Origin of the sequence: Xanthomonas sp. LF06-19 (assembly GCF_034105425.1) — a bacterium.
In the GTDB taxonomy this organism is placed as follows: domain Bacteria; phylum Pseudomonadota; class Gammaproteobacteria; order Xanthomonadales; family Xanthomonadaceae; genus Xanthomonas_A; species Xanthomonas_A sontii.
Map to the genome: position 1 here is coordinate 37,035 of NZ_JAXGGH010000012.1, position 23,646 is coordinate 60,680.

The 23,646-nt window shown below is 68.9% G+C and carries 22 protein-coding genes; 15 read left to right on the plus strand and 7 right to left on the minus strand.

Annotation, left to right across the window (positions count from 1 at the left end):
• Positions 1 to 65: 65 nt before the first annotated feature.
• Positions 66 to 1,088 carry a glucokinase family protein gene (locus tag SLW55_RS19200; protein ID WP_295966061.1) on the plus strand — a complete coding sequence of 341 codons (1,023 nt, stop codon included), beginning with the start codon at positions 66 to 68 and terminating at the stop codon, positions 1,086 to 1,088.
• A 158-nt stretch (positions 1,089 to 1,246) separates the two neighbouring features.
• Here SLW55_RS19200 and SLW55_RS19205 read toward each other — a convergent pair whose 3' ends face one another.
• Entirely contained in the window at positions 1,247 to 1,978 is a 732-nt protein-coding gene (locus tag SLW55_RS19205) for a 16S rRNA (uracil(1498)-N(3))-methyltransferase (protein WP_152237210.1), read from the minus strand.
• Positions 1,969 to 3,360, minus strand: a complete 1,392-nt coding sequence (gene bioA, locus SLW55_RS19210) for an adenosylmethionine--8-amino-7-oxononanoate transaminase (protein ID WP_295946785.1) — start codon at positions 3,358 to 3,360, stop codon at positions 1,969 to 1,971. The genes SLW55_RS19205 and bioA overlap by 10 nt, the downstream gene beginning before the upstream one ends.
• Positions 3,361 to 3,446: 86 nt before the next feature.
• Between bioA and nudE the strand changes: the two genes are divergently transcribed.
• The 11 genes from nudE (at position 3,447) to SLW55_RS19265 (ending at position 11,987) form a co-directional block, all read left to right on the plus strand.
• Complete coding sequence (nudE, locus tag SLW55_RS19215; RefSeq protein ID WP_295946885.1) at positions 3,447 to 3,989, plus strand: ADP compounds hydrolase NudE; 543 nt, start codon at positions 3,447 to 3,449, stop codon at positions 3,987 to 3,989.
• The gene (gene cysQ, locus SLW55_RS19220) at positions 3,986 to 4,786 is read left to right on the plus strand and encodes a 3'(2'),5'-bisphosphate nucleotidase CysQ (RefSeq protein WP_017912917.1); all 801 of its coding nucleotides are present in this window, start codon (positions 3,986 to 3,988) and stop codon (positions 4,784 to 4,786) included. Before nudE ends, cysQ begins: the two co-directional genes overlap by 4 nt.
• A gap of 129 nt (positions 4,787 to 4,915) precedes the next feature.
• Complete coding sequence (gene mazG / locus SLW55_RS19225; protein WP_267099204.1) at positions 4,916 to 5,692, plus strand: nucleoside triphosphate pyrophosphohydrolase; 777 nt, start codon at positions 4,916 to 4,918, stop codon at positions 5,690 to 5,692.
• Positions 5,689 to 6,012 (plus strand): YnfA family protein, encoded by a 324-nt coding sequence (locus SLW55_RS19230; protein WP_017916569.1) that lies wholly within the window; start codon positions 5,689 to 5,691, stop codon positions 6,010 to 6,012. Before mazG ends, SLW55_RS19230 begins: the two co-directional genes overlap by 4 nt.
• Positions 6,013 to 6,619: 607 nt before the next feature.
• The gene (locus SLW55_RS19235; RefSeq protein ID WP_017910461.1) at positions 6,620 to 6,922 is read left to right on the plus strand and encodes a DUF962 domain-containing protein; all 303 of its coding nucleotides are present in this window, start codon (positions 6,620 to 6,622) and stop codon (positions 6,920 to 6,922) included.
• Positions 6,923 to 6,987: 65 nt separating this feature from the next.
• On the plus strand, positions 6,988 to 7,953 hold the full coding sequence (locus SLW55_RS19240; RefSeq protein ID WP_267083793.1) for an SPFH domain-containing protein: 966 nt from the start codon (positions 6,988 to 6,990) through the stop codon (positions 7,951 to 7,953).
• A 3-nt stretch (positions 7,954 to 7,956) separates the two neighbouring features.
• On the plus strand, positions 7,957 to 8,388 hold the full coding sequence (locus SLW55_RS19245) for an NfeD family protein (RefSeq protein WP_026144669.1): 432 nt from the start codon (positions 7,957 to 7,959) through the stop codon (positions 8,386 to 8,388).
• 309 nt (positions 8,389 to 8,697) lie between these two features.
• Entirely contained in the window at positions 8,698 to 9,804 is a 1,107-nt protein-coding gene (gcvT, locus tag SLW55_RS19250; protein WP_267099170.1) for a glycine cleavage system aminomethyltransferase GcvT, read from the plus strand.
• Positions 9,805 to 9,896: 92 nt separating this feature from the next.
• Positions 9,897 to 10,292, plus strand: a complete 396-nt coding sequence (gene gcvH / locus SLW55_RS19255; RefSeq protein WP_017910465.1) for a glycine cleavage system protein GcvH — start codon at positions 9,897 to 9,899, stop codon at positions 10,290 to 10,292.
• A gap of 466 nt (positions 10,293 to 10,758) precedes the next feature.
• Positions 10,759 to 11,208 carry a hypothetical protein gene (locus tag SLW55_RS19260; protein WP_152237215.1) on the plus strand — a complete coding sequence of 150 codons (450 nt, stop codon included), beginning with the start codon at positions 10,759 to 10,761 and terminating at the stop codon, positions 11,206 to 11,208.
• Positions 11,209 to 11,531: 323 nt separating this feature from the next.
• A complete protein-coding gene (locus SLW55_RS19265) occupies positions 11,532 to 11,987 on the plus strand; it encodes a hypothetical protein (RefSeq protein WP_010344200.1) in 456 nt (151 codons plus the stop codon).
• Positions 11,988 to 13,605: 1,618 nt separating this feature from the next.
• Here the strand turns inward: SLW55_RS19265 and SLW55_RS19270 are convergent.
• Positions 13,606 to 14,994 (minus strand): serine hydrolase domain-containing protein, encoded by a 1,389-nt coding sequence (locus SLW55_RS19270; protein WP_026143743.1) that lies wholly within the window; start codon positions 14,992 to 14,994, stop codon positions 13,606 to 13,608.
• A gap of 327 nt (positions 14,995 to 15,321) precedes the next feature.
• The gene (locus SLW55_RS19275) at positions 15,322 to 16,920 is read right to left on the minus strand and encodes a choline dehydrogenase (RefSeq protein ID WP_295974350.1); all 1,599 of its coding nucleotides are present in this window, start codon (positions 16,918 to 16,920) and stop codon (positions 15,322 to 15,324) included.
• A gap of 209 nt (positions 16,921 to 17,129) precedes the next feature.
• On the opposite strand from SLW55_RS19275, the gene SLW55_RS19280 reads away from it, so the two are divergent.
• Positions 17,130 to 18,476 (plus strand): MFS transporter, encoded by a 1,347-nt coding sequence (locus SLW55_RS19280; protein WP_017910468.1) that lies wholly within the window; start codon positions 17,130 to 17,132, stop codon positions 18,474 to 18,476.
• An 82-nt stretch (positions 18,477 to 18,558) separates the two neighbouring features.
• Positions 18,559 to 18,912 carry a DUF1304 domain-containing protein gene (locus SLW55_RS19285; protein ID WP_295847250.1) on the plus strand — a complete coding sequence of 118 codons (354 nt, stop codon included), beginning with the start codon at positions 18,559 to 18,561 and terminating at the stop codon, positions 18,910 to 18,912.
• Positions 18,913 to 18,940: 28 nt separating this feature from the next.
• Here SLW55_RS19285 and SLW55_RS19290 read toward each other — a convergent pair whose 3' ends face one another.
• The 3 genes from SLW55_RS19290 to SLW55_RS19300 form a co-directional block, all read right to left on the minus strand.
• Positions 18,941 to 19,423 (minus strand): hotdog fold domain-containing protein, encoded by a 483-nt coding sequence (locus SLW55_RS19290; RefSeq protein ID WP_295847248.1) that lies wholly within the window; start codon positions 19,421 to 19,423, stop codon positions 18,941 to 18,943.
• A 67-nt stretch (positions 19,424 to 19,490) separates the two neighbouring features.
• Positions 19,491 to 21,977, minus strand: a complete 2,487-nt coding sequence (locus SLW55_RS19295; RefSeq protein WP_320745564.1) for an acyl-CoA dehydrogenase — start codon at positions 21,975 to 21,977, stop codon at positions 19,491 to 19,493.
• Entirely contained in the window at positions 21,974 to 22,894 is a 921-nt protein-coding gene (locus SLW55_RS19300) for an alpha/beta hydrolase (RefSeq protein ID WP_320745565.1), read from the minus strand. Before SLW55_RS19300 ends, SLW55_RS19295 begins: the two co-directional genes overlap by 4 nt.
• 139 nt (positions 22,895 to 23,033) lie before the next feature.
• On the opposite strand from SLW55_RS19300, the gene SLW55_RS19305 reads away from it, so the two are divergent.
• Positions 23,034 to 23,645: a TetR/AcrR family transcriptional regulator gene (locus SLW55_RS19305; RefSeq protein ID WP_017910473.1), complete on the plus strand. Its 612-nt coding sequence runs from the start codon at positions 23,034 to 23,036 to the stop codon at positions 23,643 to 23,645.
• The last annotated feature ends 1 nt before the right edge of the window (position 23,646 follow it).

Sequence of the window (23,646 nt, forward strand, 5' to 3'; positions counted from 1 at the left end):
TCCGACACTCGATCGATCAATCTGCCGAATCGGCGTGCGCCTGCTCTGGCGCAACGGGAGAAGATGTGTCCGCAAGCAGTTCATCAGTGGCAGCGGCCGTGCCGCGCGCCGAGCCCTTCATTGCTGCCGATGTCGGCGGAACCCATGTCCGGATCGGCCTGGTCGCAGGCGCTGCCGGTGCCGGCCCGGCGCCGTCCGTCGATGTGCTGGACTATCGCAAATACCGCTGCGCCGACTATCCCGGTCTGGCCGAGATCATCGGCGAGTTCCTGGGCCAGGTGCAGGGGCCGAAGCCGACCCGTGGGGTGATCGCCAGCGCCGGTTACGCGCTCGAAGATGGTCGCGTCATCACCACCAATCTGCCGTGGACGCTGTCGCCGCCGGAAATTCGCGAGCGCCTGGGCATGAAGGCACTGCATCTGGTCAACGATTTCGAAGCGGTGGCGTATGCGGCCGCGTCGATGGACGCCAGCGAAGTGCTGCATCTAACTGGGCCGCGCAAGGCGCAGCGCGGGCCTGCGCTGGTGATCGGTCCGGGCACCGGCCTCGGCGCCGCGGTGTGGATTCCGACCCAGGGCGGCGCCATGGTGCTGGCCACCGAGGCCGGCCATGCCGCGCTGCCGATCGGCAACGATCTGGAACTGGCGCTGGCGCAGCGGCTGTTGCGCGATCGCTCCTATGTGCCGATGGAGCATTTCCTGTCCGGCCCCGGGTTGCTCAATCTCTATCGCGCACTGTGCGAGTTGCGTGGCGCCACGCCTGCGCATGCCGCACCGAGCGACATCACCGCGGCTGCACTGGCCGGCGACGATCCGCTCGCGCACGAGGCACTGTCCGCCTTCTGCGGCCTGCTCGGCAGCGTGGTCGGCGACATGGCCCTGCTGTACGGCGTGCAGGGCGGCGTCTACCTGGCCGGCGGCTTCCTGCCGCAGATCGGCGCGTTCCTGTCCGCCAGCAGCTTCGTCGAGCGCTACTTGAACAAGGGCGCGATGCGTCCTGCGCTGGAGCAGATCCCGGTAAAGCTGGTCGAGCATGGCCAGCTCGGGGTGATCGGCGCGGCGAACTGGTTCCTGCAGCAGCGCCACTGAGCGGCCCGGCGCGGCGATGGCCGCGCCGATGGGCGGCGTCCCGCAACGCCGGCGCGGCGTGCCTGGCGTGCCGTAGCGCGTCGACACATATATATGTCCCATGCCTGCGGCGCCTGCGTTGCGGCGCCGCTGTCTACAGCGTCATCGCTTGCCTGAACTCACAGGTCGCCGTGGTGCGCCTGCAGCGCCGCGATCGCGGCCAGGCCGGCGGTTTCGGTGCGCAGGATGCGCGGCCCCAGGCGCAGGCCGACGAAGCCGGCCGCCTCCAGCGTGGCGCGGTCGCGCGGCGACCAGCCGCCTTCCGGGCCGATCGCGATCGTCGCCGCAGCGCCGCCGATGGCCAGCGACCGCAGGCGGTGTTCGCCCTGCGGATCCAGGATCAACCGGCACGGGCTGTCCGCCGCGGCGCGCGCCGCATCGGCCAGCGCCAGCGGCGCGCTCAGCTGCGGCACGCGCGCGCGGCCGGACTGTTCGCAGGCCGAGATCACCACGCTGCGCCAGTGCGCCACGCGCTTGTCCACCCGCGCCGCATCCAGCTTCACTTCGGTGCGCTCGGCCCACACCGGCACGATCGCGGCGACGCCGAGCTCGGTGGCCTTCTGCAGGATCAGGTCCATCTTCTCGCCGCGCGCCACGCCCTGCAGCAGGGTGATCGCCAGTGGCGACTCGTTGTCGACCGGCTGCGCCGCGCCGATGCGCACGCTGGCGTTGCGCTTGCCGGCCTGCAGCAGTTCGGCGGGGTAATCGCAGCCGTCGCCGTTGAACAGCACGCAAGGATCGCCCTCGCGCAGCCGCAGCACGCGCAGCAGGTGGTTGGCGACGTCTTCCGGCAGGCTCAACTCTGCGCCGGCGTGCAGCGGCAGCTCCACATGGCAGCGGGTCAGGCGCATGCCACCGCCTCGTCGATCGCCGCCAGCGTGGTCTCGGCCAGCAGCGTCAACTGCTCGGCGTCCACGCAGTACGGCGGCATCCAGTACAGCACGTCGCCCAGCGGGCGCAGCACCACCCCGCGTTGCAGCGCGGCACGGTAGGCGTGCAGGCCGACGCGTGCGGACGCAGGGAAGGGCGTGCGCTTGTCGCCGGTGCGGGTGAGTTCGAACGCCACCACCATGCCGGCCTGGCGCACGTCGGCCACGTGCGGATGCTCGGCGAACGGCGCCGACAGCGCGCGCATGGTCTCGGCGGTGCTGCGGTTACGCGCGATCACGTCGTCCTCCTGCAGGATCCGCAGCGACGCCAGCGCCGCCGCGCAGGCCAGCGGGTTGCCGGTGTAGCTGTGCGAATGCAGGAAGGCGCGTTCGCGGCTGTCGTCGAGGAAGGCGTCGTACAGATGCTGGGTGGCCAGCACCGCCGACAGCGGCAGGAAGCCGCCGGTCAGGCCCTTGGACAGGCACAGCAGGTCCGGCATCACCCCGGCCTGCTCGCAGGCGAACAGGGTGCCGGTGCGGCCGAAGCCGGTGGCGATCTCGTCGGCGATCAGGAAGGCGCCGTTGGCGTCGCACAGTTCGCGCGCCCGCCGCAGATAGGCCGGATCGTGCATGCGCATGCCGCCGGCGCACTGCAGGCGCGGTTCCAGGATCACCGCACAGATCTCGCCGGGATGACGGTCGAACAGGTCGGCCAGCGCATCGGCGGCGACATCGGCGCGTTCGCGCGCGCTCTGCCCGGGCGCGGCCTGGTAGGCGTCGGGCGAGGGCGCGAACAACGCCTCCGCCAGCAACGGCGCATACACCCGCCGGTACAGCGGGATGTCGCCGACCGCCAGCGCACCGATGGTCTCGCCGTGGTAGCCGTTCTCCAGCGCGACGAAGCGGGTGCGCCGCGTCTCGCCGCGGTTCTGGAAATAGTGGAAGGCCATCTTCAGCGCCACTTCCACGCCGGCCGAGCCATTGTCGGCATAGAACACCTTGGACAGCGGCGCGCGCCCCTCCTGGCGCGGTGCCAGCGCCAACAACTGCTCGGCCAGCAGCACCGCCGGTTCGTGGCTGAAGCCGGCCAGCATCACCTGCTCCAGCTGCGTGGCCTGGGCGGCGATGGCCGCGGCGATGCGCGGCTCGCCGTGGCCGAACAGGTTGGTCCACCAACTGCTCACCGCATCCAGGTAGCGGCGGCCGCCGTGGTCGATCAGCCAGGCGCCTTCGCCTCGTGCGATCGGGACCAGGGGCAGGGTGTCGGGGTGCTCGCGCATCTGCGTGCACGGGTGCCAGAGCACGGCGAGGTCGCGCTGGCGCCACGCGTCGGCCATCTGTGCTGCGGTCAGGTCTGATAGCATTTCGCGCTCATGAACAGGTTCTTCGCTCCGTGCATTCTATCGATCGACGCCGTCCGGCGCCGCAGGGTGCCGGCGTGACCCGTCGGTTGCCGGTCATTCATGCCGTGCGCGAGCGCAGCGAAACGGCTGCCGAGCGCCGGGTCGAGGAACTGGATCTGGAGTTCAGCAACGGCGAACGCCGCGTGTTCCACCGGCTCACGGCGCCGGGCCATGGCGCGGTGGTGGTGGTGCCGATGCTGGATGCGCAGACCGTGCTGCTGGTGCGCGAATACGCCGCCGGCGTGCACCGCTACGAACTGGGCCTGGTCAAGGGCCGCATCGACGCCGGCGAGACCCCGCTGCAGGCGGCCGACCGCGAACTCAAGGAAGAGGCCGGCTACGGCGCCCGGCAACTGCGCGTACTGCGCGCGATGACCCTGGCGCCGACCTACATGAGCCACCAGTCGTGGCTGGTGCTTGCACAAGATCTCTATCCCGAACGACTGACCGGCGACGAGCCGGAGGAATTGGAAGTGGTGCCCTGGAAACTGGCTGAACTGGATCAACTGATGTTGCGTGAAGATTTTTCCGAGGGGCGTTCGCTGGCGGCGCTGTTCATCGCCCGCGAGTGGCTGGGTCGCGCCGAATGATCCGTCTCACCAGTGATTTGCGCGAAACCGTGATCGCCATCGCCATCGATGCCGCCGCGGCCATCATGTCCGTCTATGCCACCGGCTTCGAGGTGGAGCACAAGGCCGATACCAGCCCGTTGACCCAGGCCGATCTGGCCGCGCACCAGATCATCGTCGAAGGCCTGGAGCGGCTGACCCCGGACCTGCCGGTGCTGTCCGAGGAATCGGCGCAGATTCCGTGGGAGGTGCGCGAGCACTGGACCACCTATTGGCTGGTCGACCCGCTCGACGGCACCCGCGAGTTCGTCAAGCGCAACGGCGAGTTCAGCGTCAACATCGCGCTGATCCACCAGGGCGCGCCGGTGTTCGGCGTGGTCCAGGCGCCGGTCGATGGCCGCGTCTGGCATGCGGTGCGTGGCGAGCAGGCGTACCGCCGCGAGGGCTTCCGCGACACCGCGCTGAATACGCGACGTCCGGCCACCGCGCCGCTGCGGGTGGCGGCGAGCCGTTCGCACCGTGACGCGCGTACCGACGCGTTGCTGCAGCGCATGGGCGAGATCGAACTGGTCGCGCAGGGTTCGTCGCTGAAGTTCTGCCGGATCGCCGATGGCGACCTGGACGTGTATCCGCGCTTCGGCCCGACCTCCGAATGGGACACCGCCGCCGGGCAGTGCGTGCTGCAGGCCGCCGGCGGCGCGCTGCTGGCCGCCGCGACCGGCAAGCCGTTCCGCTACAACCGCCGCGAATCGCTGCTCAACGGCGACTTCGTGGCGCTGGGCGATGCGGCGCTGCCCTGGCGCGACTGGCTGGGCTGAGCCGCGCCACGCGCGCGCGCCGCACGGCGCGCGCTCTGCCACACTAGGCGGCAGGCGGCAGCGGTGCCGTCGCACCGGAACCCGCCCGTGACTCCAGCCCGCTACGACCTTCCTGCCCTGCTCGACATCATGGCGCGCCTGCGCGATCCCGCGCAGGGCTGCCCCTGGGACCTGGAGCAGGACTTCGCCAGCATCGCCGCGTACACGATCGAAGAGGCCTACGAAGTGGCCGACGCGATCGACCGCCAGGACCTGGCCGGGCTGAAGGACGAACTCGGCGATCTGCTGCTGCAGGTGGTGTTCCATGCGCAGATGGCGCGCGAGCAGGGCGCGTTCGGCTTCGACGACGTGGTCGCGGCGATCTGCGACAAGATGGTGCGCCGCCACCCGCACGTGTTCGGCGACAGCCAGGTGGCCGATGCCGAACAGCAGACGCTGAAGTGGGAAGAGATCAAACGCGCCGAGCGCGCCGCCGCCGGCGAGCGCGACGGCTCGGCACTGGCTGGCATCGCCCGCGGCCTGCCGGAATGGCAGCGCGCGCTGAAGCTGCAGTCGCGCGCGGCGCGGGTCGGCTTCGACTGGCCCGGCCCCGCGCCGGTGCTGGACAAGGTGCAGGAAGAACTGGAGGAAGTGCGCGCGGAACTGGCGCATGGCGCCGCAGTCGATCCGGCACGGCTGCAGGACGAGATCGGCGACCTGCTGTTCGTCTGCGCCAACCTGGCGCGGCATGCCAAGGTCGACGTCGCTGCGGCGCTGCGCCACGCCAACCTCAAGTTCGAGCGTCGCTTCCGCACGATGGAACGGCTGGCGCAGCAGGACGGCGGCGCGCTGGATGGCCTGGCCCTGGCACAGCAGGAGGCGTACTGGCAGCGCGCCAAGGACGAAGAACGCGCCGCGGCCGGATGAAGACCCTGCTGCTGTTCGTGCTGACCGCCGTGGCGGAAATCGTCGGCTGCTACCTGCCTTATCTCTGGCTGCGCGAACAGCGCAGCGCCTGGCTGCTGTTGCCGGCCGCGGGCAGCCTGGCGGCCTTCGTCTGGCTGCTGACCCTGCATCCTGCCGCCAGCGGCCGCGTCTATGCGGCCTACGGCGGCGTCTATGTCGCCGTCGCCTTGCTGTGGCTGTGGACTGTGCAGGGCATGCGCCCCACGCGCTGGGACCTGCTCGGCGCCGGCCTGTGCCTGGCCGGCATGGCGGTGATCATGTTCGCGCCGCGGCAGGGCTGAGGTCGCTCCCACAGGCGCTGGCGGCGAATGCGGTGGGTGCACTGTGGGGGGCTTCAGTCCCGACGCATTGGCTCATCGGAAAGCACGCCAGGTTGCGCGTCGTGGCCGCATGACAGTTGACCTCCGCAGGACACGTCACGGCGTGATGGGCGGTGCCTTGCCGCCACGAGGCACGTCATCGTCGCACCGCGGCACGACGGAGGCCGCCCCCATAGGCGCTTGCTGCGAATGCGGCGGGTGCACGGTGGGAGGGACTTCAGTCCCGACCCATTGGATCATCGGAAAGCACGCCAGGTTGCGCGTCTTGGCTGCATGACAGTTGACTTCCGCAGGACACGTCACGGCGCGATGGGCGGTGCCTTGTGGTCGCGATACAGGTCATCGTCGCACCACGGCACGACGGCGGCCGCTCCCATAGGCGCTTGCGGCGAATGCGGTGGGTGCACGGTGGGAGGGACTTCAGTCCCGATGCATTGCATCATCGGATGCCGCGCCACGTTACGCGTCGTGGCCGCATGGCAACTGCGCGTCGCGTCCGGGCTCTGCGCACCATGCCCGCTCTCCCAGCGTATGCTGGACGCCTGCGTCGCCTCGGGAGGGCCATCGCATGCGTCGCTTCTCCAGTTTTCGCGAGTTCTATCCGTTCTATCTGAGCGAGCACCGGCATCGGGTGTCGCGACGGCTGCATTTCGTCGGCAGCCTCGGCGTGCTGGCGAGCCTGCTGCTGGCGCTGTGCACCGGCCAGCCGCGTTGGTTATGGGCCGCACCGGTCTGCGGCTACGGCTGCGCCTGGATCGGCCATTTCGTGTTCGAGAAGAACCGTCCCGCCACCTTCAAGCACCCGCTGTACTCGCTTGCCGGCGACTGGGTGATGTTCAAGGACATGCTGCTGGGCCGCATCCGCTGGTGACCGGCACGTGCGCGTGCGCTGGCTATACTGCGGATTCGATTCCTTCTTCTGGTTAATGGAGCGACCTGATGCCGTCTTCCTTCTTCCTTGCGCTGGTGATCCTGTTCTTCGGCGTGGTGGTGCTGTTCAAGACCGTGCGCATGGTGCCGCAGGGATTCCAGTGGACGGTGGAGCGCTTTGGCCGCTACACCCACACGCTGTCGCCCGGCCTGCACTTCCTGATTCCGTGGGTGTATGGCGTCGGCCGCAAGGTCAATATGATGGAACAGGTGCTGGACGTGCCCAGCCAGGACGTCATCACCAAGGACAACGCGGTCGTGCGCGTGGACGGCGTGGTGTTCTTCCAGGTGCTGGACGCCGCCAAGGCCGCGTATGAAGTCTCCAACCTGGAGATCGCCACCATCGCGCTGGTGCAGACCAACATCCGCACCGTGATCGGCTCGATGGACCTGGACGAATCGCTGAGCCAGCGCGAGACCATCAATGCGCAGCTGCTGAACGTGGTCGACCATGCCACCAATCCGTGGGGCATCAAGGTCACCCGCATCGAGATCCGCGATATTCAGCCGCCGCGCGACCTGGTCGATGCGATGGCCCGGCAGATGAAGGCCGAGCGCGAGAAGCGCGCGCAGATCCTCGAGGCGGAGGGCTCGCGGCAGTCGGAGATCCTGCGTGCCGACGGCGAGAAGCAGGCGGCTGTGCTGGAGGCCGAAGGCCGCAAGGAGGCCGCGTTCCGCGACGCCGAGGCGCGCGAGCGCCTGGCCGAGGCCGAAGCGCGGGCGACGGCGATGGTGTCCAAGGCGATCGCCGAAGGCGACGTGCAGGCGATCAACTACTTCGTCGCGCAGAAGTACGTGGAGGCGTTCAAGGAACTGGCCACCGCGCCGAACCAGAAGTTCGTGCTGATGCCGATGGAGTCCAGCGGCATCATCGGCTCGATCGCCGGCATCGCCGAACTGGCGCGCGAGGCGCTGAACAAGCAGGCCACCCCGCCGGCAGTGCCGCGCGTGCCGCCGCGCAACGGAGTCTGAGCCATGCGCATTGAGGTAGTGGCCTGGGGTGCCCTGACCTTGTTGCTGTTCGCGGCCGAATCGCTGGCGCCGGGCGCCTTCATGCTGTGGATGGGCTTCGCCGCCGCGGCGGTGTTCCTCGCCGTGCTGGTGTTCCCGGACATCTCCCTGCTGCTGCAGGTCGGCGCGTTCGTGGTGCTGAGCTTCGTCTCGATCCAGGTGTACCGCACCTGGTTCCGCAACCGCGGCCGGACCAGCGACCAGCCGCTGCTCAATCGCCGCGCCGAGCAACTGATCGGCCGCATGGTGACCCTGGATCAGCCGATCCACGGCGGCCGCGGCCGCGCCAAGGTCGACGACGCCTTCTGGGTCGTCGGCGGCCCCGACCTGCCGGCCGGCAGCACGGTGCGCATCGTCGGCGTGGACGGGATGACGCTGCTGGTCCAGGCGGTTTGAAAGCCGGGATTGGGGAGTCGGGATTGGGGATTGGTGCCGCGAGTGCGCGGTACCTCCACCTTCCCAATCTTCCTGCGCGTAGGAGCAGCGATCAAGCGCGCGTCCTTCGGCTCAGGACGCCCGCTCTTGCTAATCCCGAATCCCAACTCCCCGATCCCCGTCTTCGCTGAAGCCGCTCCCACGGCACTGCGCGATCGAGCGCCAGTCCTTCGGATCCAGGAAAGCCGCTCTTACGAATCCCCATTCCCGATTCCCCAATCCCGGCTCCGCCCCAGCGATAATGGGGGACTTTTCTCACGGACCCGTGCCATGACCCAGAAGACCATCCTCAACGACAGCCACCGCGCCCTCGGCGCCAAGATGGTCGACTTCGGCGGCTGGGACATGCCGATCCACTACGGCTCGCAGATCGACGAGCACCACCAGGTGCGCCGCGACGCCGGCATGTTCGACGTCAGCCACATGACCGTGGTCGATCTGCACGGCGAGCAGGTCCGCGCGTTCCTGCGCCATCTGCTGGCCAATTCGGTGGACAAGCTGAAGGTGTCGGGCAAGGCGCTGTACACCTGCATGCTCAACCCGCAGGGCGGGGTGATCGACGATCTGATCGTCTATTACATGTCCGATGCGTTCTTCCGCCTGGTGGTCAACGCCGCCACCCGCGCCAAGGATCTGGCCTGGATCGGCGAGCAGGCGCAGGCGTTCGGCGTGCAGGTGCGCGAGCGCGACGACTTCGCGATGATCGCGGTGCAGGGGCCGAACGCGCGCGCCAAGGCGATCGGCCTGCTGCGCGAGCAGGATCGTGCCGCGGCGCAGAAGCTCGGCCGCTTCGCCGCGATCGAGGCGACCTCGGACGCAGGCGTGCCGCTGTTCGTCGCGCGCACCGGCTACACCGGCGAAGACGGATTCGAGATCGTGCTGCCGCAAGCGCAGGCGCCGGCGTTCTGGGAGGCGCTGATCGGTGCGGGGGTGAAGCCGGCCGGCCTGGGCGCGCGCGATACGCTGCGCCTGGAGGCGGGCATGAACCTCTACGGTCAGGACATGGACGACAGCGTCTCGCCTTACGAGGCCGCGCTGGCCTGGACGGTGACCCTCGACGAGGGCCGCGACTTCATCGGCCGCGCTGTGCTGGAAGCGCAGAAGGCCGGTGGCGCGCCGCGGCAGATGATCGGCCTGGTGATGGACGAGAAGGGCGTGCTGCGCCACGGGCAGAAGGTGCTGACCGCGAACGGCGACGGCGAGATCCTGTCCGGCACCTTCTCGCCGACGCTGGGCAAGGCGATCGCCTTCGCGCGGGTGCCGGCCGGCGAGCCGGGTGCGGTGCGCGTGGACATCCGCGGCAAGGAAGTGCCGGTGCGCGTGGTCAAGTTCCCGTTCGTGCGCGAAGGCCAGGTCCAGCCCGGCGTGCTCGGCTGAGTCCTGTCCGCCGCGCGCGACTTCTTTCCCAAGCGCGCGGTTCGCTACACTAGACTCCCATCCTCGATACCGTCTTCTTCCGGAGCAGCCCCATGAGCGAGATCCCTGGCGACCTCAAATTCCTCAAGTCCCACGAGTGGGCCCGCGTCGAAGGTAACGGTCGCGTGACCATCGGCATCTCCGACCACGCCCAGGGCCTGCTCGGCGACCTGGTCTACGTCGAGCTGCCGAACGTCGGTGATCACGTCGAAGCCGGCAACGGCGTGGCCGTGGTCGAGTCGGTCAAGGCCGCCTCGGACGTGTACAGCCCGCTCAGCGGCAAGGTCGTCGAGGTCAACACTGCGCTGAGCGACAAGCCGGAAACGATCAACGAGGACGCCTACGGCGAAGGCTGGATCCTGGTGCTGGAAGCGGACGATGCCGAGCAGTTGAACGAACTGCTGTCGCCGGACGAGTACGCCGAACTGCTCGAGGACGACGGCCACTGAGCCGACCGCCCATCGCGATACCCGAACCGGCCGCCCAGTGCGGCCGGTTTCTTTTTGGGCGCGGCTCGGCGAGCTCGCCAGCGTTCGCGCGTCGGCAGCGCCATTCTCGGCATGGCGATCCCGGAACGCGCGTCGCCTGCGTCGCTGCGTGCGTCGCTGCGAAGACCATGTGAGGTCGCTGCCGGGTGCACCGCGAGCGCAGCGTGTCCGTCGCGTCTGGCGGTGACCGATGCCGACGATCGGCGCGTCGGCCGGCGCCGGTTTTCCGACGCGGCGCAGGGCAGCGTGGCATGGAGACGCAACGTGGGTCGGCGACGCGGGGGCATCGGCGATGCGGTGCGCGCTGCTCGCTTCGCCGACGCATGGCGGCGCGGTGCGTGCCAGCGCCAGTCGATCACCTCTGCGAGCTGCGTCGGTCGACACGACCGTGCAACGGCATCGCCGGAGGACGCGTTGGCGACTTGGCATGGAGGTGGGCGAGGGCAGTCGTGCGCGTCGCGGTGTGTCGGCGACGTGCGTGCAGGTCGTGTCGCGGTGGCGCGATGCGGCGCCACCCGGCGACGCGGCACGCATGCATCGCGCGCGTCGTGAGCGCCGCACGACGCAAAAAAGTTTGCGCACTTTTGCGCATTTGCACTTGTGCGATGCCGGAACCGCGTGCGGTCGCGAAATTTTTTTTCAGCTAGCGGACAGGCTGGCGTGCATCGCCGCGGTTCCCGCCGACGCTTCGCCGCTGCCTGCCCGCAACGCGATCGAGGCAGTGTGTCGTTACAGAAAACACGGAAATTTCCCTGCTTTTTTTGCATGCGCCGTTTTCCTCGCGGCGTCGGCGTCGGCGATCGGCGGCGTCGGCAAGGCGGCCAGTGCGGCATGCGGCGTCGGTGGCGCGCGCGCCATCGAAAAAAAAATTGCGTAGAAGTGTTGACAGTAAAAAAAACCGTGATTAGGTTTCGCCCAGCAGACGTTGCTGCGCAAGCGAGTGAATCGGATCGACATCAAAACGCGAAGCACAACTTGGACATCCGCCAGGAACCCGAAGATGGTGGAGTTGGAGTCGCTTCCCTCCGAGAAACGCAACGTCTCCCCTGGCATCGCACCCGTATCGCTATCCGGTACGGGTGTTTCTGTATCCGATCCGGCCCGCAGCGCGCGCCGGCGGTTCCCGCAGGCGGAGCATCGCCGCGAGGTTGCTTTAACTGGGCATTTTCAATCCATAGTTCACTGACGAGGAGCCATCCCATGGCGACGAAAAAAGCTGCGAAAAAGCCGGCCGCTAAGAAGGCGGTCAAGAAGACTGCCGCCAAGAAGCCGGCAGCGAAGAAGGTTTCGGTAAAGAAGGCGGTCAAGAAGGTCGCCAAGAAGGTGGCCAAGAAGGTCGCCAAGGTGAAGAAGGCGGTCAAGAAGGCCGTTGCCAAGAAGGCAGTGAAGAAGACGGCGAAGAAGGCCGCCACCAAGAAGACCGCGAAGAAGGCCGTCGCCAAGAAGGCGGTGAAGAAGACCGCGAAGAAGGCTGCGACCAAGAAGACCGCTGCCAAGAAGACGGTGAAGAAGTCGGCTGCCAAGAAGCCGGCCGCGAAGAAGGCAACTGCGAAGAAGGCCACCGCCAAGAAGACCGTGGCGAAGAAGAAGCCGGCCGCTCGCAAGAAGAAGGCCGCTCCGGTCGCGCTGCCGGCCACGCCCGCGCCGCTGATCTGATCCATCCCGATCGCTGTTCCTAGACTCTCTCCCCGGTGCCCAGCGGGGAGGGAGTTTTTTATGTGCGGCATCCTGCCGCGCGTGCTCGCAGTCCCGGTTGTGGGAGGCACTTCAGTCCCGACCGGAGAGTACCCCCGTGGTGCCTTCGTCCGACGATCCCGCGGCGTCCGTCTTCCCGATCCACGCTGCCCGTTCCCTGTGCCCTGCTTGCCAGGCTGCCACGTGGACATCGCGCCTGTGCCTGTCGCATCGGCAACCGACGCGGCAAGCCGCGTCGTCTCCGTGCCACGGTCAGCGCCTGCGGGCAGGGCAACGCATCCACCTGATCTCCCTGGCATGCACGTGCGGCCTGGGCAGCCACGCGAGTACCGGGAGGGAGGCGCGGGCAGTTATCGTCGGCGTGCATTTACGCGACAGCTACGCCGGCAACGACACGACGGTAGGCGGCAGCAAAGGCCGTCATATCGCGCGCAATGATCGCCCCTGGCCTGAACCGACCGTCGGGATCGGGGCCGCCACAGCAGCCGGAACGCCTGGCATTTGCCGACCCAGCCAAGGCGTTGCGTGCGCACTTGCAGCGCGTCAGCGCGCCTTGCCCGCCTCCACTCCGCATCACGGGTTTTTCCGGCGTATCCGTGGACTGAGGGGAGTCTCCGGCCGCCTGCTTTCGCCACACTCCCGCCGGATGCAGTCTGTCCTGTGGGAGTCGACTGTCGTGCAGCCGCGACAAGCGAAGCCGAAAGCCGGCCGACACCCTCCGTCGTCGGGACTGAAGTCCCTCCCACAGTGCATCCGGTAGGTTCGCCGCAAGCCCCTGTGGGAGCGGATTCAGCCACGACGGGCTTTGTCTGGAATGCCCGTCGCTGCTGAAGCGACTTCCACAGTGGCTTGCGAGCTCGCCGGGTGGCTGTGGGAGGGACTTCAGTCCCGACGCATTGGGCCATCGGAAAGTACCCACCACTTCGCGCGTCGCGGTTGCACGACAGTCGACTTCCGCAGGAGGCTTCTCGTCGGTCGTTATCGGAGGCGTCCTGCAGTCGCACCTTGCGCGCTGTCCCGCGCACGTCGGCGATGGTGCACCGGGTTGCCAGCACGCCAACGGCAGCCTGCGGCGATGCGGGGCGCAGCGACACCAGATGCCGGATCGCGATCAATGCCGAGAGGGCGCGGCGTGTGCCCTGTGCGCGATCTTGGAAGCGGCGGTGCGCCACCACCCTCACCGCGGCCGTACGCGGGCGCTCCGAGCGCCTGCTGCCGCTGGGGGACGCAGTCGCCGATCGTTCGTCCAGGCATGACGTCGGCGTTGCGGCCACACTTTTATGGTCCGCTCGTTCCGGCGCATCGCCGCAGCCGGGACAGGACTGCGTCCCCGCGCCTGGAAGAAGGGCGCACGCAGCGCAGGTCAGCGCTGCAGACAGCAGAAAGGCGGTTCGCGCGCCCGTTCGCGAGGATGCTGCGCGAGCGCGCGGTCAGTGCGGCGGAGACCGCGCCGTGTCGTTGCTGCGGGAATGGCACCGCGTCCCAGCCGGGAAGGGGCACACGCAGTGCAGGTCAGCGCTGCAGACAGCAGAAAGGCGGCTTGCGCCGCCTTCTGCGAGGATGCTGCGGGAAGCCGCGCTCAGTGCGGCGAGGCCACCGACTTGGACGAGGAGGCGCCCTTCTTGTCCTTCGGGTCCGGACGCTCGGCCATCAGGTTGTCGCTGCCGAAGTCGGTGTCCACGTCCAGCCAGCGCTGCGCCGGCAGGCCGATCGCGCGGTCGAGCACGGTCGGCAGCAGGCCCGAGGGCAGGCCGCTTTCGCCGTTCCACAGGATGGCCACGCCGAGGTCGCGTTCCGGCACCAGCGCGATCAGGCCGCGGTAGCCCTGCACCGCGCCGGCGTGGAAGATCACCTGGTGGCCGGAGTAGTCGAACACGCGCCAGCCCAGCGCGTAGCTGGCCGAGTTGACGCGGGCGCGGCGCCAGCCCGAGCGCATCTCGCCGGGGGTGAGGATCAGCGGCGCGTGCAGGGTCGCCAGCAGCGGCTCCGGCAGCACGTCGGGACGATGCCCGGTCTGCGCGATCAACCACTGCGCCATGTCGCTGATGCTGGCGTTGACGCCGGCGGCCGGCGCCAGGCGGTAGTAGGTCGGCTTGGGCGTCAGCGAGACCCAGCCGTTGCGGCTGCGCACATGCGGGCGCGCCCAGCGCGGGCTGGCCTGGATGCCGGCCAGGCCCATGCTGGCGTCGTTCATGCCCAGCGGCTTGAAGATGCGCCGCTCCACCGACTGCTCGTAGAAGCTGCCGGACGCGGCGAACACCACGTCGCCGATCAGGCTGAAGGCGACGTTCTGGTAGGCGTAGCACTCGCCCGGCGCGCACTTCAGCGGCGCATAGGCCAGCTTGTGGCTGAGCGTGTAGTAGTCGATGTTGGATTCGACGTCGCGGTCGTAGGCGTTGTAGGTGAGGCCGACGCGGTGGCTGAGCAGGTCGGCGACGTTCAACTGGCGCGTGGCGACCGGGTCGCTGAGCTGGAAGCCGGGCACGTAGTCGACGACCTTGCTGTCCCAGCGCAGGGTGCCGTCGTTGACCAGCAGGCCGGCCATGGTGCCGGCGAACGCCTTGGACAGCGAGGCCAGGCGGAACACGGTGTGCGCATCGACTTGCTCGGGGCGATTGACGTCGGTGACGCCGTAGCCGCGCGCGCTGAGCACCTGGCCGTTGTGCACGATGGCCATCGCCAGGCCGGGCACGCGCTCGCCATAGGTCAACTGTTCGGCCACCGACTCCAGCGCGGCGACATCGAAGTCCTTGGCCAGCGGCAGCACCTGGCTCTGGGTGAGCGAAGCGCGGTAGGGCAGCGGCTGGGTCGGCGAGGTGTAGCGCGTGGCTTCGGTGTGCAGCGGCGGCGGCAGCGGTTGTGCGGGCGCCGGCGTCTGTGCGGTGGAGGACATCGCAAAGGGCAGCAATGCCCCGAGCAACCCGGTTGCCACCGGTCGAAGGAGCCGGTGCCTGCTGTTCTGTGTCATTGCGCCTGAGGCCTGTGAGGTGCTGCCGGCCACGATTCTAGCGCTGGATTTCTCGAATGCACAAACTGGGAGAAGATGAATAGGCATCGCCTTGATCCTGCTGGGGATTTCCCGCCTCGGACGGGGGTTTGCAGGCCTGCCGGCGGAGCGGTGGCGGGGACTGCGGCCGATACCCACGGACATGCAATCGCCGTGCCGCGCACGGCTTGCCTAGCCCCTCTCCCCCCGGGAGAGGGGTTGGGGTGAGGGTAGGTCACGCAGCAGCGGATCTACCGCCGCGATACTCGTGCGCTCGCCCCCTCCGCGCAGCGGCGCGCAGCCGCCGCCTCACCCCTCCCGCAGCACAGCCCGCCCACGGATCAGATCCGCAGCACGCTCAGCGATCATCATCGTCGGGCCGTTGGTGTTGCCGCTGACCAGGCGCGGCATCACCGAGGCGTCGACCACGCGCAGGCCGTCGAGACCGCGCAGGCGCAGCTGCGGGTCGACCACCGCCTGCGCATCGCTGCCCATCCGGCAGGTGCCGATCGGGTGGTAGATGGTTTCGGCCTTGGCGCGGATGAAGGCGACCAGCCCGGCCTCGTCCAGGTCCTCCCGCGCCGGCAGCAGCGGCGCGCCGCGCCATGCATCGAACGCCGGCTGCTGCAGGATGTGCCGCGCCAGGCGCGCGCATTCCACCAGCATGCGCAGGTCGAAGCCGTCGGGATCGCTCAGATAGTTGGCCTGGATCCGCGCCGGCGTGCGCGGGTCGGCGTCGTTGAGCGCGATGCGGCCGTGGCTGCGCGGCTGCAGGTGGCAGGCGTGCAAGGTGAAGCCGTCGCCGGGCAGGCGGTTGCGGCCGTGGTCGTCGAGCATGGCCGGCACGAAGTGCAACTGGATGTCGGCGCGCGCGTCCGGCGCCAATGGCGAGCGGATGAAGCCGCCGGCCTCGGCGATGTTGCTGCTGCCGGCGCCGCGGTGCCCGCGCAGGAAATAGTCGAAGGCGATCTTGGCCTGGTTGCGGCGGTCGTAGCTGATGCCCGGGCGGGTGCGGTACAGCGTGCACACGTCCAGGTGATCCTGCAGGTTGGCGCCGACCTGCGGCTGGTCCAGCTGCACCGCGATGCCGTGGCGGCGCAGCGCATCGGCCGGGCCGATGCCCGAGAGCATCAGCAGCTGCGGGGAGTTCACCGCGCCGGCGCTGAGCAGCACCTCGCGCGCGGCGCGCGCCTGCACCTCGCGGCCGTCCTGCGCATAGGCGACGCCGACCACGCGGCCGCCCTCGATCAGCAGGCGCAGCACCAGCGCGTCGGTGACCACATGCAGGTTGTCCCGCGCGCGCGCCGGCGCCAGGTAGGCGACCGCGGCCGAGCAGCGTGCGCCGTCCTTCTGGGTGACCTGGTACAGGCCCACGCCCTGTTGCTGCGGACCGTTGAAATCGGGATTGTGCGGGAAGCCCGCTTCCTGCGCGGCGGCCACGAACACGTCCGAGAGCGGGTTGTGGTAGCGCAGGTCGGAGACGTGCAGCGGGCCGTCGCCGCCATGCAGCGCATCGCCACCGCGGCTGTTGCATTCGCTGCGGCGGAAGTACGGCAGCACGCCGCGCCAGTCCCAGCCGTCGGCGCCGTCGGCCGACCAGTCGTCGTAGTCGGCGGGCACGCCGCGCACGTAGCACATCGCGTTGATCGAGCTGGAGCCGCCCAGCACCTTGCCGCGCGGCCACCACAGGCGGCGGTCGTTCAAGGCCGGCTCGGCCTCGGTCAGGTAGTTCCAGTTGATGCGGCGGTTGCTGGCCAGGCGCGCCAGGCCCGCGGGCATGTGGATGAAGGGATTGCGGTCGCGCGGCCCGGCCTCGATCAGCAGCACCTTGCAGTCGCGGTCCTCGCTCAGGCGGTTGGCGAGCACGCAGCCGGCCGAGCCTGCGCCGATGATGATGTAGTCGTACACCCGCGGTGTCCCCTGAGTTCCTGGCGCCGACGCTAGTCGCCGAGGATAGAGCATATGCTCGGCGCGGCCGTTCGCCGCGCGCGATGCGCGTACGGCGCGGGCTGTGGATCGCGCACGCGCTGGCGGTGTTGCGGTGCATCAGCTACCGTGCGCGTTTTCCGCCCCCCGAAAATCGCCATGTCCCGTTTTTGCACCAGGGTCCGTCGCCAATGAGCGCCACCCCGCATGCCCCCGGTGCGCTGGCGCGGCTGCGCGGTGCCCTGCGCGATTCGCCGCCGCTGGCGTGGGCATTCCTGTACTTCTTCTCGCTGCTCAGCGGCTACTACGTGCTGCGGCCGGTGCGCGAGGCGATGGGCGCCTCCGCCGACGTGGCCGCGGTGTTCCCGCCGGCGATGATCGCGTTCTTCGCGGCGCACGGCATGCCGCTGAAGGAATTCGCGCTGCAGGTGCTGTTCACCTGCACCTTCCTGATCATGTTGTTGCTGCAGCCGATCTACGGGGCGCTGGTCAGCCGCTATCCGCGGCGGGTGTTCCTGCCGGTGGTGTACGGCTTCTTCATCGCCACGCTGCTGCTGTTCTACGTGCTGTTCGACAGCGGCGTGCCCGGGCGCGGCATGGCCTTCTTCCTGTGGATCTCGGTGTTCAACCTGTTCGCGGTGGCGGTGTTCTGGAGCTTCATGGCCGATGTCTTCAGCAACGCCGAAGCGCGCGCCTGCTACGGCTACATCGGCGCCGCCGGCACGCTCGGCGCGTTCCTGGGACCGGTGATCGCCAGCAGCCTGGTCGAGCGCGTGGGCATCGCCAACCTGATGCTGGTGTCGGCCGGCTTCCTGGTGGTCAGCGTGGTGTGCCTGCTGCGCCTGCGGCTGTGGGCGGTCGCCCGCGAACGCGAGCGTGGCGTGGTCGGCGGCGAGGCGCCGATGGGCGGCGACGTGCTGGCCGGGCTGAAGCTGATCGCGCGCGAGCCGCTGCTGCGCTGGCTGGCGCTGATGTCGGTGTTCGGCGTGGGCGTGGGCACCCTGCTGTACAACGAACAGGCGGCGATCGTGCGCCGCCTGTACACCGATGCGGCGGCCAGTACCGCCTTCTACGCGAACATCGACCTGGCGGTGAACGCGGTGACCCTGGTGCTGCAGTTGCTGGTCACCCGCGCGCTGTTGTCGCGCTTCGGCATCGGGCCGGCGCTGCTGATCCCCGGCTGCGCGATCCTGCTCGGCTATTCGGTGCTGGCGGTGTCGCCGCTGCCGATGCTGGTGGCGGTGGTGCAGGTGGTGACCCGCGCCGGCGAGTTCTCTCTGGCCAAGCCGGCCCGCGAGACCCTGTACACCCGGGTCGGCCGCGAATGGCGCTACAAGGCCGGCGCGGCGATCGATACGGTGATCTACCGTGGCAGCGACCTCAGCTTCGCATGGTTGTACAAGCTGCTGTCGGGGTTCGGCTCGCAGGTGGTGTTCGTCGCGGGCCTGCTGGCCGCCTCCGGCATGACCCTGGGCGCGTGGCGGCTGCTGCGCGAGGCGGCCAAGCTGCCGCCGGAACGCACGCCGCCAACGCGCTGAGCCGGCGCCGCGTGGCGGGGGACTGGCCGCCCATCGGGCCGCTGGCTATGCTGACGCCCTGTCTCCTGTGCCGGATAGCACGATGATCCTGTTGGCTTCGATCCTGGTCGGCGCGGTCGCGCTGCTGCACGTGTACATCCTGGTGCTGGAGATGGTCCTGTGGACGCGTCCGCTGGGCATGAAGGTGTTCCGCAATTCGCCGGAGAAGGCGCAAGCCACGCGCGTGCTGGCGGCCAATCAGGGGCTCTACAACGGCTTCCTCGCCGCCGGCCTGGCCTGGGGCCTGGTCGCGCAGCGGGTCGACGTGATGCTGTTCTTCCTCGGCTGCGTGGTCGTGGCCGGCCTGTACGGCGGCTGGAGCGTCAGCCGCCGCATCGTGTTCGTGCAGGCGATGCCGGCAGCGCTGGCGATCGCGGCGCTGCTGCTGGCGTATTGAGCCACGCACCGCACACGCGACGCTGCGATCAGGGCGAGGCCGTGGCCGGCACGCGTGGCGACACCCATATGGCGATGCGCGCGAAGCACACCACGTGCTCGTGCGTATCGCGGATCTCCACGCTGACCGGCAGGTCGTAACCACGCTCGGCGGCGACGATCGCCACGTCCGGCGTGGCCACCGCATGCATCGGGCCGAGCGCCTTGCTGCGGTATTCCACCTGCATGCCCTTGGGGATCCAGCGCATCGACGGCGGCAGGCTGGCGTCGACCATCACTCCACCGGCCAGTTCCGCCAGGTTGCACAGCGCGATCGCGTGTACCGTGCCGATGTGGTTGCTGACCCGCCGCCGGTGCGCGATGCGCGCCTCGCAGCGGCCCGGCTCCAGGACGGTGATGCGCGGGGCGATGCTGGCGAAGTAGGGCGCCTTGAAGCACACCGCACGCGAGAACAGCCAGGATCCCCCGGGCCAGCCTTGCATGCGGCGGTAGAGCGAGAGCAGTCGGCTCATTGCAGTTCCCCGAACGCACGACGGCGGACCGAAGTCCGCCGTCGTGGGTGTCGCATGGCCAGGACGATCAGGCCGCTTCGCGCGAATGCCCGTCGTCGGCCGCCGCCGCGGCACGCTGGTAGTAGCTCGCCGAGCGAAGTTCGTCGGTGTCGAAGTCGTCGACGCTGATCGTGTCCATGGTGATCTCGCGCAGCTCCTCCAGCTGACGGCGCTCGTCGGCCGACAGCACGCCTTGGCGCACCGCCTCATCCAACTGCGAGGCGAAGTCCAGCGATTCGATGCCCTTGCTCTTGAGCGCCTTCAGGAACTTGCGCTCCACCGGCTCGGCCAGCACCGCCTTGGTCAGGTAGCTGGCGATGCGGCCGCCGGGGTTGTTCTCGCACGGGGTCAGGAACACGCCCTGGCCCAGGCGATCGCGGGCTTCGTTCGGCGTCATCAGCAGCGCGGCGACGCGGTGGCCCAGGCGGTCGCCCGGCGCTTCGGCGCGGCGGCCCCACGGGAAGATCAGCGCCCACATCAGCCAGCCGACCGGACGGATCGGGAAGTTGCGCAGCGCCGCCGACAGCGCCAGCTCGATCTTGTGCACGCTGTCGTGGAAGGCCCAGGCCAGCAGCGGCTGGTCGGTGGCCGGCGCGCCGTCGTCGTGGTAACGCTTGAGCATGGCGCTGGTCATGTAGATGTGGCTCAGCACGTCGCCCAGGCGTCCGGACAGCGACTCCTTGAACTTCAGCTTGCCGCCGAGCATCAGCATCGACACGTCGGCCATCAGCGCCAGGTTCGCCGAGTAGCGGTCCAGCTTGCGGAAGTAGCGGCGGGTGTAGGCATCGCCCGGCGCGGCGCCGATGCGTGCGGCGGTCAGGCCGAACCACAGCGAACGCACCGCGTTGGAGATGGCGAAGCCGATGTGGCCGAACAGGTTGCGGTCGAACTCGTCGACGCCGGCCTTGTGGTCCGGATTACCGGCGGCCTTCATCTCCTTCATCACCCACGGATGGCACAGGATCGCGCCCTGGCCGAAGATCAGCAGGCTGCGGGTCATGATGTTGGCGCCTTCCACGGTGATCGCGATCGGCGCGGCCTGCCAGCTGCGGCCGGCGAAGTTGCGCGGGCCGAGGATGATGCCCTTGCCGCCGACCACGTCCATCACGTCGCTGATGACCTCGCGGCTCATCGTGGTGCAGTGATACTTGGCGATCGCCGACGGCACCGACGGCACGTCGCCGCGGTCCACCGCCGCGGCGGTGGCCTGCGACAGCGCGCTGATCGCATAGGCCTTGCCGCCGATCCGCGCCAGCGCCTCTTCCACGCCTTCGAAGCGGCCGACCGACAGGCCGAACTGCTTGCGGATGCGCGCATACGCGCCGGTGACGACCGCGCCGAACTTGGCGCCGCCGCTGGCGGTGGAGGGCAGGGTGATCGAGCGGCCAACGGCCAGGCACTCGTTGAGCATGTTCCAACCCTTGCCGACCATTTCCACGCCGCCGATCAACTGGCTCAGCGGGATGAACACCTCGCGGCCATGGATCGGGCCGTTCTGGAACGGCGAGTTCAGCGGGAAGTGGCGGCGGCCGATCTCGACCCCGGGGGTCTCGCGCGGCAGCAGCGCCAGGGTGATGCCGATGTCCTTGGTGTCGCCGATCAGGCCTTCCGGGTCGTACATGCGGAAAGCCAGGCCGACCAGGGTCGCCACCGGGGCCAGGGTGATGTAGCGCTTGTCGAAGGTCAGCTTGACGCCGAGCACATTGGCCCCGTTCCACTCGCCCTTGCAGACGATGCCGTAGTCAGGGATCGAGGTGGCGTCGGAGCCGGCGAACGGACCGGTCAGGCCGAAGCAGGGCACTTCCTGGCCCACCGCCAGACGCGGCAGGTAGTAGTCCTTCTGCTCCTTGGAGCCGTAATGCAGCAGCAGTTCGCCCGGGCCCAGCGAGTTGGGCACGCCGACGGTGGAGCTGACCACGCTCGAGACCGAGGCGATCTTCTGGATCACCTTGTGGTGGGCCAGCGCGGAGAAGCCCAGGCCGCCGTATTCCTTCGGGATGATCATGCCGAAGAACTTGTTCTTCTTGATGAAGCTCCAGATCTCCGGCGGCAGATCGGCGTGGACGTGGGTGATTTCCCAGTCGTTGGTCATCCGGCACAGTTCTTCGACCGGGCCATCGAGGAAGGCCTGCTCTTCGGCGGTCAGTTGCGGCTTGGGATAGTTCAGCAGCTTCTGCCAGTCCGGGTCGCCGGTGAACAACTCGCCTTCGAAGCCGACCGAGCCGGTCTCCAGGGCGATGCGCTCGGTCTGCGACAGCGGCGGCAGCACCTTGCGGAACACCTTCAGCATCGGCGCGGTGAGCAGCGGCTTGCGCACGAACGGCAACAGCAGCGGTACCGCGACCGCGGCCAGTACGACGGCCGCGACGATGGTGGCGACGTGGTTGGCGCCGAGCAGCCAGCACGCGACCAGCAGCGTGGCGCTCAACGCGGCCCAGACGGCGAGCCGCATGCGGTGATAGGCGGCGAACGCGCCGGCCAGCAACAACACGAGGAAGGGGGCAATGATGCTCATGGGCGTGCTCCGGGGAGGTACTCGGTGACGGCGGACGGTGCGCCGGCGCAGGCCGGTGGCAGGGCGTCCAGGTAGTGCAACACAGTGGCGGTAAATGCGGCGTTGTCGTCGCCGGCCAGCATATGCGTGGCTTCAGGCAGATGCGCATGCTGCGCATGCGGCACCAGCGACAGGAACTCTTCGATGGTCTGTGGCGTGACCAGGTCGCTGCGGCCGCCGCTGATCAACAGCAGCGGGCACTGCACGTGTGCGGCGGCCTGCGCGATCGCGCCCTGGTGCTGGTCGCTGTCGCGCGCCAGCTCTTCGACCAGGCGCGGGTCCCAGTGCCAGTACCAGCGGCCGTCGGCGTGTTGCCGCAGGACGCTGCGCAGCGCTTCGGGCGACTTGCGCGCGCGCTGCGGCAGGTAGGCGGCGATCGCGTCGCCGGCCTCGTCCAGGCTGGCGAAGCCCTGCGGATGCGCGGTCATGAAAGCGAGGATGCGCTCGACCCCGGCCGGCTGCCAGCGCGGGGTGATGTCCACCAGCACCATCGCGCGGAACAGGCCCGGCCAGCGCGATTCGGCGATCAGCCCGAACAGCCCGCCCATCGAGGCGGCGACCAGCACCGGTGGCGGCGACATCTCGCCGGCGACCACGATCAGGTCGTCGGTGAACTGCTCGCCGCGATAGGGCAGGTCCGCCGGGTTGCGTGCGGAGTCGCCATGGCCGCGCGCGTCGTAGGCGACGCTACGGTACCCATGCGCCTGCAGCGCCGTGGCGGTCGCCGACCAGGCATGCCGGGTCTGGCCGAAGCCATGCGCGAACAGCACCGATCCCGCTTCGCCGGGACCGGTGACGGTCGCGGCCAGCGCCAGCTCGCCGGCACCCGAGAGGGTAGCCGAGGCGGCATGCGGGACGGTGGCGGAAGCGGAAACCATACGAGATAGTATGGTTGCTCTGCGCGGCATGTCAATACGATGCAGTATGGGTGCGAAAAGCCAATGCTGCCGGGCATTTGCGCCGCCTTCGTGAAGGCCACATACTGCAACCGACGTCCCCGTATGGTTAAATCCACGGATGAATACCGCGCCCGCTCCCTCCTCCGACGACGGCGCCGCTTCTGGCGGTGGCCGTAACAACCGGCTCAGCGCCGAAGACTGGGCGCAGGCCGCCCTGGACCTGATCGCCGAACAGGGCGTCAGCGCGGTGGCGGTGGAGCCGCTGGCGCGGCGCCTGGGCGTCACCAAGGGCAGCTTCTACTGGCATTTCCCCTCGCGCGATGCGCTGCTGCAGGCCGCGCTGGAGCGCTGGGAACTGGTCGAGCAGCAGCAGGTGTTCGGCAGCCTGGAAGAGGTGCCGGATCCGCGCACGCGGCTGCGCGCGCTGTTCCAACTGGTCGCGCACGAGGTCAAGCCGCACATCATCTACAGCGAGTTGCTGAAGGCGCTCGATCATCCCGCGGTGCGGCCGGTGATCGACCGGGTCTCGCAGCGGCGCATGGAGTATCTGATCGCCTCGTTCCGCCAGGCCGGGCTCAGCCGGACCGATGCGCAACATCGCGCACGCCTGGCCTATGCCGCCTACGTCGGCTTCCTGCAGCTGTCGCTGCAATTGCACCAGCCCAAGCAGGCGCGCGAGGACTTCGAGGCCTACGTCGAACACGTCATCGTGACCTTGATTCCCGGCTGAT

Excerpts from the sequence above, each read along its gene's own strand:
- SLW55_RS19260 (WP_152237215.1), top strand. The coding sequence starts at position 10,759 with ATGGAGGTGGGCGAGGGCAGTCGTGCGCGTCGCGGTGTGTCGGCGACG.
- SLW55_RS19205 (WP_152237210.1), bottom strand. The coding sequence starts at position 1,978 with ATGCGCCTGACCCGCTGCCATGTGGAGCTGCCGCTGCACGCCGGCGCA.
- SLW55_RS19235 (WP_017910461.1), top strand. The coding sequence starts at position 6,620 with ATGCGTCGCTTCTCCAGTTTTCGCGAGTTCTATCCGTTCTATCTGAGC.
- SLW55_RS19285 (WP_295847250.1), top strand. The coding sequence starts at position 18,559 with ATGATCCTGTTGGCTTCGATCCTGGTCGGCGCGGTCGCGCTGCTGCAC.
- SLW55_RS19280 (WP_017910468.1), top strand. The coding sequence starts at position 17,130 with ATGAGCGCCACCCCGCATGCCCCCGGTGCGCTGGCGCGGCTGCGCGGT.
- gcvT (WP_267099170.1), top strand. The coding sequence starts at position 8,698 with ATGACCCAGAAGACCATCCTCAACGACAGCCACCGCGCCCTCGGCGCC.
- SLW55_RS19230 (WP_017916569.1), top strand. The coding sequence starts at position 5,689 with ATGAAGACCCTGCTGCTGTTCGTGCTGACCGCCGTGGCGGAAATCGTC.
- SLW55_RS19295 (WP_320745564.1), bottom strand. The coding sequence starts at position 21,977 with ATGAGCATCATTGCCCCCTTCCTCGTGTTGTTGCTGGCCGGCGCGTTC.
- bioA (WP_295946785.1), bottom strand. The coding sequence starts at position 3,360 with ATGCTATCAGACCTGACCGCAGCACAGATGGCCGACGCGTGGCGCCAG.
- cysQ (WP_017912917.1), top strand. The coding sequence starts at position 3,986 with ATGATCCGTCTCACCAGTGATTTGCGCGAAACCGTGATCGCCATCGCC.
- SLW55_RS19245 (WP_026144669.1), top strand. The coding sequence starts at position 7,957 with ATGCGCATTGAGGTAGTGGCCTGGGGTGCCCTGACCTTGTTGCTGTTC.
- SLW55_RS19300 (WP_320745565.1), bottom strand. The coding sequence starts at position 22,894 with ATGGTTTCCGCTTCCGCCACCGTCCCGCATGCCGCCTCGGCTACCCTC.
- SLW55_RS19305 (WP_017910473.1), top strand. The coding sequence starts at position 23,034 with ATGAATACCGCGCCCGCTCCCTCCTCCGACGACGGCGCCGCTTCTGGC.
- SLW55_RS19290 (WP_295847248.1), bottom strand. The coding sequence starts at position 19,423 with ATGAGCCGACTGCTCTCGCTCTACCGCCGCATGCAAGGCTGGCCCGGG.
- gcvH (WP_017910465.1), top strand. The coding sequence starts at position 9,897 with ATGAGCGAGATCCCTGGCGACCTCAAATTCCTCAAGTCCCACGAGTGG.
- SLW55_RS19265 (WP_010344200.1), top strand. The coding sequence starts at position 11,532 with ATGGCGACGAAAAAAGCTGCGAAAAAGCCGGCCGCTAAGAAGGCGGTC.
- SLW55_RS19270 (WP_026143743.1), bottom strand. The coding sequence starts at position 14,994 with ATGACACAGAACAGCAGGCACCGGCTCCTTCGACCGGTGGCAACCGGG.
- mazG (WP_267099204.1), top strand. The coding sequence starts at position 4,916 with ATGGCGCGCCTGCGCGATCCCGCGCAGGGCTGCCCCTGGGACCTGGAG.